The sequence below is a fragment of the Mucilaginibacter sp. genome (assembly GCF_039935595.1).
Classification (GTDB): domain Bacteria; phylum Bacteroidota; class Bacteroidia; order Sphingobacteriales; family Sphingobacteriaceae; genus Mucilaginibacter.
Window position 1 is genome coordinate 1 of record NZ_JBDTJZ010000082.1, and the last position, 6,948, is coordinate 6,948.

General features: G+C 42.5%; 7 protein-coding genes and 1 tRNA gene. 4 read left to right on the forward strand and 4 right to left on the reverse strand.

Annotated elements, in window-relative coordinates:
* The 3 genes from ABI367_RS05085 to ABI367_RS05095 form a co-directional block, all read right to left on the reverse strand.
* Positions 1-448, reverse strand: a 448-nt coding sequence (locus tag ABI367_RS05085) for an Obg family protein (RefSeq protein ID WP_462227019.1), incomplete at its 3' end; no start/stop codon positions are given.
* A gap of 92 nt (positions 449-540) precedes the next feature.
* On the reverse strand, positions 541-1,113 hold the full coding sequence (locus tag ABI367_RS05090) for an adenylate kinase (protein ID WP_462227021.1): 573 nt from the start codon (positions 1,111-1,113) through the stop codon (positions 541-543).
* A gap of 52 nt (positions 1,114-1,165) precedes the next feature.
* Positions 1,166-1,242 (reverse strand) — tRNA-Arg (locus ABI367_RS05095).
* Between the two features lie 172 nt (positions 1,243-1,414).
* On the opposite strand from ABI367_RS05095, the gene ABI367_RS05100 reads away from it, so the two are divergent.
* From ABI367_RS05100 to ABI367_RS05110, 3 genes are all read left to right on the forward strand, one after another.
* Positions 1,415-2,377 (forward strand): NAD(P)H-quinone oxidoreductase, encoded by a 963-nt coding sequence (locus tag ABI367_RS05100; RefSeq protein WP_462227023.1) that lies wholly within the window; start codon positions 1,415-1,417, stop codon positions 2,375-2,377.
* 72 nt (positions 2,378-2,449) lie between these two features.
* Complete coding sequence (locus ABI367_RS05105; protein WP_462227025.1) at positions 2,450-2,935, forward strand: hypothetical protein; 486 nt, start codon at positions 2,450-2,452, stop codon at positions 2,933-2,935.
* Positions 2,932-3,723, forward strand: coding sequence for an oxygenase MpaB family protein (locus tag ABI367_RS05110; RefSeq protein WP_462227027.1), 792 nt, complete (start codon positions 2,932-2,934; stop codon positions 3,721-3,723). The genes ABI367_RS05105 and ABI367_RS05110 overlap by 4 nt, the downstream gene beginning before the upstream one ends.
* A 57-nt stretch (positions 3,724-3,780) precedes the next feature.
* Here the strand turns inward: ABI367_RS05110 and ABI367_RS05115 are convergent, their stop codons facing one another.
* Positions 3,781-5,082: an SGNH/GDSL hydrolase family protein gene (locus ABI367_RS05115; protein ID WP_462227029.1), complete on the reverse strand. Its 1,302-nt coding sequence runs from the start codon at positions 5,080-5,082 to the stop codon at positions 3,781-3,783.
* A 223-nt stretch (positions 5,083-5,305) separates the two neighbouring features.
* On the opposite strand from ABI367_RS05115, the gene atpD reads away from it, so the two are divergent.
* The gene (gene atpD / locus ABI367_RS05120; RefSeq protein WP_462227031.1) at positions 5,306-6,811 is read left to right on the forward strand and encodes a F0F1 ATP synthase subunit beta; all 1,506 of its coding nucleotides are present in this window, start codon (positions 5,306-5,308) and stop codon (positions 6,809-6,811) included.
* Positions 6,812-6,948: the final 137 nt, after the last annotated feature.

Genomic DNA, 6,948 nt, shown 5'->3' on the forward strand with positions numbered 1-6,948 from the left:
CTTCTTCTCCCGGTTGTGCAAAACGGGGTGTTTGCATAGTTGGCGACTTTAAGTGCCAGTTACCCAAACCGCCGCGACCACCAGGCGTTAGTATTTTAGTTTCGCCGTCGGTATTTATCTCAAATAACACTTCGCCGGTTTCGGCGTTTTTGGCTATGGTACCCAGCGGCACCTCCAATATCTCGTCCTGTCCGCTTTTGCCGGTACTGGTCGAGCTGCCTCCGCTGTCGCCGTTACCGGCCATTACGTGTTTGCGAAATTTAAGGTGAAGCAAGGTCCACAACTGCGCGTTACCTTTAACAATAACATGCCCGCCACGACCACCATCACCACCGTCGGGACCACCTGTTGCGGTATGCTTGTCGCGATGTAAATGCGCAGAGCCTGCCCCGCCCTTTCCGGAGCGACAACAAATTTTTACATAATCAACAAAGTTTGAACCAGACATTTTTTCTATTTCGGATTTCGGATGTGGAATTTCGGATTTATAGTTAGATATTTTCAATTTCAAATCCGAAATCGAAAATCCGAAATCCGAAATTAATAAGACTGTATGATACCGGTAATAGCGCCAAAAATATCTTCTATTGAACCTATACCGTTTATACTTTTTAATTTATGCTGAGCCTGATAAAAATCTGCAACCGGTGCAGTTTTATCGTTGTATTCTTTAATACGCTTACGTATAACTTCAGGGTTAGCATCATCTGGTCTTCCTGAGTCTTTTCCTCTTAATAATAAGCGGTGCTCTAACTCATCATCGTTTACAACCAGCGCGATCATACCTGATATGGCCGATTGTTTGCTTTCCAGTAAACTATCCAAAGCTTCGGCTTGCGCCACCGTACGTGGAAAACCATCAAAAATAAAGCCTTTGGCTTCTTTGTTGGCATCCAGTTTATTGCTTATCATGCCAATTACTACGGCATCGGGTACCAAAGCGCCCTCATCCATAAGCTTTTTAGCCTCTAAACCCAGTTTAGTACCTTGCGAAATTTCGCCACGCAACAAATCGCCGGTTGATAAATGTATCAAACCGTATTTTTCAATAAGTTTTTGTGATTGTGTACCCTTTCCTGCTCCGGGAGGGCCAAATAGCACCAGGTTTAGCATAGTGTTTTCAAATTAAAAGCCTTTCGGTATATACAGAAAGGCTTAATTAAACTGGTGCACTTGTAGGGATTCGAACCCCAAACCTTCTCATCCGTAGTGAGATGCTCTATCCAATTGAGCTACAAATGCAATTCCGTAATAAACAAACTGCGTTTTTTAACGGACTGCAAAAATAGGATTTCTTTTTAATCTCCGCTAAAAAAATTGAAAATTAAGTTTAATTTACAGCAATAACGTTTAAAATCAGGCATATTATTGGCCATATTGCAAACATTATAGTTGTTAGTCTATTATAATTTTAATGAAAGCTATCGTCATAACCCAACCCGGCGTGCCCGACGTTTTACAAATAGCCGAACGGCCACAACCCGCATTTGCCGCGGACGAGGTATTAATAAAAGTAGCTGCCGCGGGCGTTAACCGTCCCGATGTTTTTCAGCGCAAGGGTAACTACCCGCCCCCTGCCGGTGCGTCTGCCGATATACCCGGGCTGGAAATTGCCGGTACCATTGTCGAAGTTGGCGCCGCTGTTACCCGCTGGAAAGTGGGTGATAAAGTTTGCGCCCTGGTAAGCGGTGGCGGCTATGCCGAATATTGCAACGCCCCTGAGGGGCAATGCCTGCCTGTACCCGATGGTTTATCTTTTATTGAAGCCGCATCCCTCCCCGAAACTTTTTTTACCGTGTGGAGCAATGTGTTCGACCGCGGGCGACTAAAGCCCGGCGAAACTTTACTGGTGCACGGCGGCTCGAGCGGTATTGGGGTTGCGGCCATACAAATGGCCAAGGCTATGGGCAGTAAAGTGGTTATAACCGCAGGCAGCGATAATAAATGTAAGTTTTGCCTCGATCTGGGTGCCGGCCAGGCTATCAATTATAAAAAAGAGAACTTTGCCGATACCCTTACCGGCATTGATGTTATTTTAGATATGATAGGCGGCGACTATACCCCCGGCAACCTTAAAGTAATGGCAGACGAGGGCCGCCTGGTACTCATTAATACCATGAAAGGTAAGGATGTAAATGTTGATCTGTCCGTAGTAATGCGTAAGCGGCTAACCATAACCGGCTCTATGCTGCGCGCGCGGGAAGTAGCTTTTAAAGCCGCTATTGCCCGTAATTTAGAAGAACATATATGGCCATTGCTGGCATCAGGACAGATAAAACCTGTAATTAATTCGGTATTTCCAGTTTCGGAGGCTGCTGACGCACACCGGCTAATGGAGAGTGGCGGCCACATGGGCAAAATAATTCTAATTTTCTAAGGCATGGTAAATAGTTATTTGTTTTATAAACTATTTATCATTTACTTTGTAATTCAAAGTACTTTTAATATTATGGATAATTTATCAAAAACCCAACTGCTTCACCGCATAAAAGTGCGGATTTGGATAATTATAGCTGGTTTGGCGTTAAGCGGTATCACCGCCTTCCCTATTGAAACTGAACTGGCAATTTTTACAGATCACGGGCCAACCCTACCCGGAATCCTATCTTTATGGTTAAACCAGATTTACGATGCGGTTAGGCTAACTAATCTTCGTTATCCTTTTATCAGTTACGGTACCGATTGGTTGGCGTTTGCGCACCTGATGCTTGCTATACTGTTTATAGGTCCATTAAAGGACCCGGTTAAAAACATTTGGGTGATTCAGTTTGGTATTATTGCCGCAGTGTTAATATTTCCATTGGCTTTTATTGCAGGTAACATCAGCGGCATACCCCTTTTTTGGCAATTAATTGATTGTTCATTTGGAGTAGTGACATTATTAATATTAATACCCTGCTACCGGATGATCATTAAATTGAACAATACCCAATGAATTATTTTGTAGATGAGCGATCAATAGTGCGCCAAATATGGGGCCGGGCCGATACTACCCTATTTATTTTTGCGGGTGCCGCTGCCGAGTTCGCGCTGAATAAGGCGGTAGATTGGCTGTACTTTACCGGCCGCCTTCCTGCCGATCCGCTGGACAGGCTATTCTCTACCGTTACTTATGCCCGCCAGATCCTATTTTCAGAAGAAGAAACGGCTTTAAAAAGCATTCACCACATTACAGCTATCCATAAATCAGTTGAGGCAAGCCGCGGTGCAGACATACCCCCCTGGGCCTACCGCGATGTATTGTTTTTATTAATAGATTACTCTATCCGATCATTTGAATTATTGGATAGAAAACTAACCCCTGCCGAAAAGGATGAAGTATTTAATGTGTTTTATCGTGTAGGCACAGGTATGCAGCTAACCGACCTGCCGACCGATTTTACCGGCTGGGAAAAAATGCGTGCTGAACACTTAGAACAAAATCTGGTTTGCAGCACTTTTACTGCCGACCTATATCTTCAATATAAAAAACACCTGGGCATTTTAAGATTTACTATTTTAAAACAAGTGCAGCTATTAACCGTGCCGAACAGGGTAAGTAATATGCTTAGTTTACCTGCCACGCCCTGGCTTTTACCCTTCTTAAAAATTTACAAAGTACTTAGGCGCAATCAACTTGAAGGCCTTTTAAAAAACGTACTATTACCTATAAAATATAAGGCACAAATACTGCAAATGGACAAGGGCTTCCCGCATAAAAAGCAGCCAATGCTAATCAAATAATGGAAAGCGGTGCGCACAAGGGCAAAATAATTTTAAGTTAACTGATCCGTTTATAGGTTACGGCAGCGTTCCGTAAGTGCTTATATCTACCGGCTGTAAACTGGTTTGATATTGGGCATTAATAGCAGCAATAAACTGATTAGCCGTGGCAGCAGAACCTCGTGGAGTTGAATGTATACCATCCAGCGAAAAGATTCCGCTTGTTATATAGTTAGCAGTTAATTTTACACCATTTATGGTTAGGCCGTCTTTCTTTAATGTGTTAAAAAATGTGTAAACATCATATACCGCGAGGTTTTTTGTTTTTGCAATGGTTTTAATAGTGTTATTATAAGCAGCCACATAATCTCGCACAATTGCAATCTCGTTCTGGTCTAAAACATATTTGTTTTCTATCGGAGCAAGCGGCGTTAGTCCGTAAGGCTGCATTCCTGCAGATGTGCTTACCGGATTCCCTATCTTCCCCACATCAAATCCTAACAATATCAGATCAGTAGTAGTAGCCAGTCGGGGGACGTACGTTGTTTCTGTAATATCCGCATTACTTTTTGCCGTAATATATAACCCGGCAAAAAGCGGGTTAACCGCTTTAGCTACTTTAGAAATCGAATCAACAGTAACGGTGTTAAAATAGGGTATGGTGGTTACATCGGCTATAGTAGCAACTACACCTTTTTGTTTATTATCGGTTAGTTTATTAATAAGCAGGGCGTACCTGTTGTTAAAATAACTCTTGCTGGTTAGCGTATCACCGGCACCGCCACTACCCGCGTAGCCCAGCACATCATTAGCCCCCAGCCAGCATACAAAAAAAGTATGTGGTCGTGAAACAGCAAAATCAAAATAGGTTGTGGTATTATTTGGAGCATTACCACTAAGCAGGCGCTCAAAATAGCCATTGGTATTGCCTAACTGCGCGTTGGTTAAATCGGCCAGTTTAATGCCAGTAATACCATAGTTATTAATATTGCCCTGGTATTTGGTAAATAAGTTGGTATTGCCGTGTCCGGGCACCGGGATTGTACCACGTATAGCCAATTCGGTAGTTACACGGGTTATTATTGGTGCCCCGGTATTGGTAAAGCCTGTTAATTTTAAATACCCCGACCCATTTTTCTCATTGGTACCAAATAAAGGCTGATTAAAAGTGGTTGCCATTTGTTTGGCCAAAACCGCCGGGAACGATGCCAGTTGCCCATCCAGGTAAAGGCCATCATTAGCAAAACCTGCGGTTTGCGAATCGCCAATAGCAATGAAGTTTGAAAAATCCGGCGGACCCGGCAAATCATTAACTTTATCTAATTTACACCCGGCAGTTAACACTACTGAGGCGAAAACCAACAACTTTAAATTTTTCATAAACTTAACTGTTAAATTTATTAAACGCCCTTTATTGCTATTAAACTATAATAATAATAAATTCATTAATTATATTACGTAATACATTCAAAATAAGTTTTAAAAAATGTTGATATAAGTATTTTAATATTAGCCCAAAAACAATAACTTTGCGCCCTGAAATAGCGGATAGCTAACAACTATCCATTTCAATAATAATCTTTAAAAAAATTACCAGGTATATATGCCAAACATTGGAAAAATTTCACGGATCATCGGTCCGGTAGTTGACGTCAGCTTTGCTGATAATGCCCATCTTCCGCAAATTTATAACGCGTTAGAAATTACTAAGGATAATGGTCAGAAAATTATTTTAGAAGTTCAGCAGCATTTAGGCGAGGACCGTGTGCGCACCGTTGCGATGGATTCTACAGACGGATTACTGCGCGGCATGGATGTGGTTGACTTAGGCTCGGCCATTAAAATGCCCGTTGGCGAAGATATTAAAGGCCGTGTATTTAACGTAGTTGGCGATGCTATTGATGGTATTGCTAATTTAGATAAAACCGATGGTCGCCCAATTCACAATACCCCTCCCCGTTTTGAAGATCTTTCTACCGAGGCTGAGGTATTGTTTACCGGTATTAAAGTTATTGACTTATTAGAGCCTTACTCAAAAGGTGGTAAAATTGGTTTGTTTGGCGGTGCCGGTGTTGGTAAAACCGTATTGATACAAGAGTTGATAAACAACATTGCGAAAGCTTATGACGGTTTATCAGTATTTGCCGGTGTTGGTGAACGTACCCGTGAAGGTAACGACTTATTGCGCGAGATGCTGGAAGCGGGCATTATAAAATATGGCGATGCATTTATGCACTCGATGGAAGAAGGCGGATGGGATCTATCTAAAATAGATACCGAAGCTTTAAAAGACTCCAAAGCAACCTTCGTTTTTGGACAAATGAACGAGCCTCCCGGTGCACGTGCACGTGTGGCACTATCAGGTTTAACTATTGCAGAATATTTCCGCGATGGCGACGCTGATGGTAAGGGCCGTGATATATTATTCTTTATTGATAACATTTTCCGCTTTACACAGGCAGGTTCAGAAGTATCAGCCTTATTGGGCCGTATGCCATCGGCAGTAGGTTACCAGCCAACGTTGGCTACCGAAATGGGTACCATGCAGGAACGTATCACTTCAACCAAACGTGGTTCAATAACCTCTGTACAGGCGGTATACGTACCAGCGGATGACTTAACCGACCCTGCGCCGGCAACAACATTTGCCCACTTAGATGCTACCACCGTACTTTCGCGTAAAATTGCCGAGTTAGGTATATACCCTGCGGTGGATCCATTGGATTCTACCTCAAGGATATTAAGTCCGGCTATTTTGGGCGACGAGCATTACAATACCGCTCAACGTGTTAAAGAGATATTACAACGTTATAAAGAGTTACAGGATATCATCGCCATTTTAGGTATGGACGAGCTATCTGAAGAAGATAAATTAGTGGTATCGCGTGCACGCCGTGTACAGCGTTTCTTATCACAACCGTTCCACGTAGCCGAGCAGTTTACCGGCTTAAAAGGTGTATTGGTTGATATTAAAGAAACCATCAAAGGCTTTAACATGATTATGGATGGCGAAGTGGACGAATATCCAGAGGGCGCTTTCAACCTTGTGGGCAGCATTGAAGAAGCAATAGAAAAAGGCAAGAAATTATTGGCGGAAGCTAATAATTAATAAATAGATTCAGGAGTCAAGAACCAAGAGCCAGGACAAAATCCTTCTATCTTGATTCTTGGCTCTTGAATCTTGAATCTCTACACACATGACATTAGAAATTCTTACTCCCGACAAAACAGTATATGAAGGCGAAG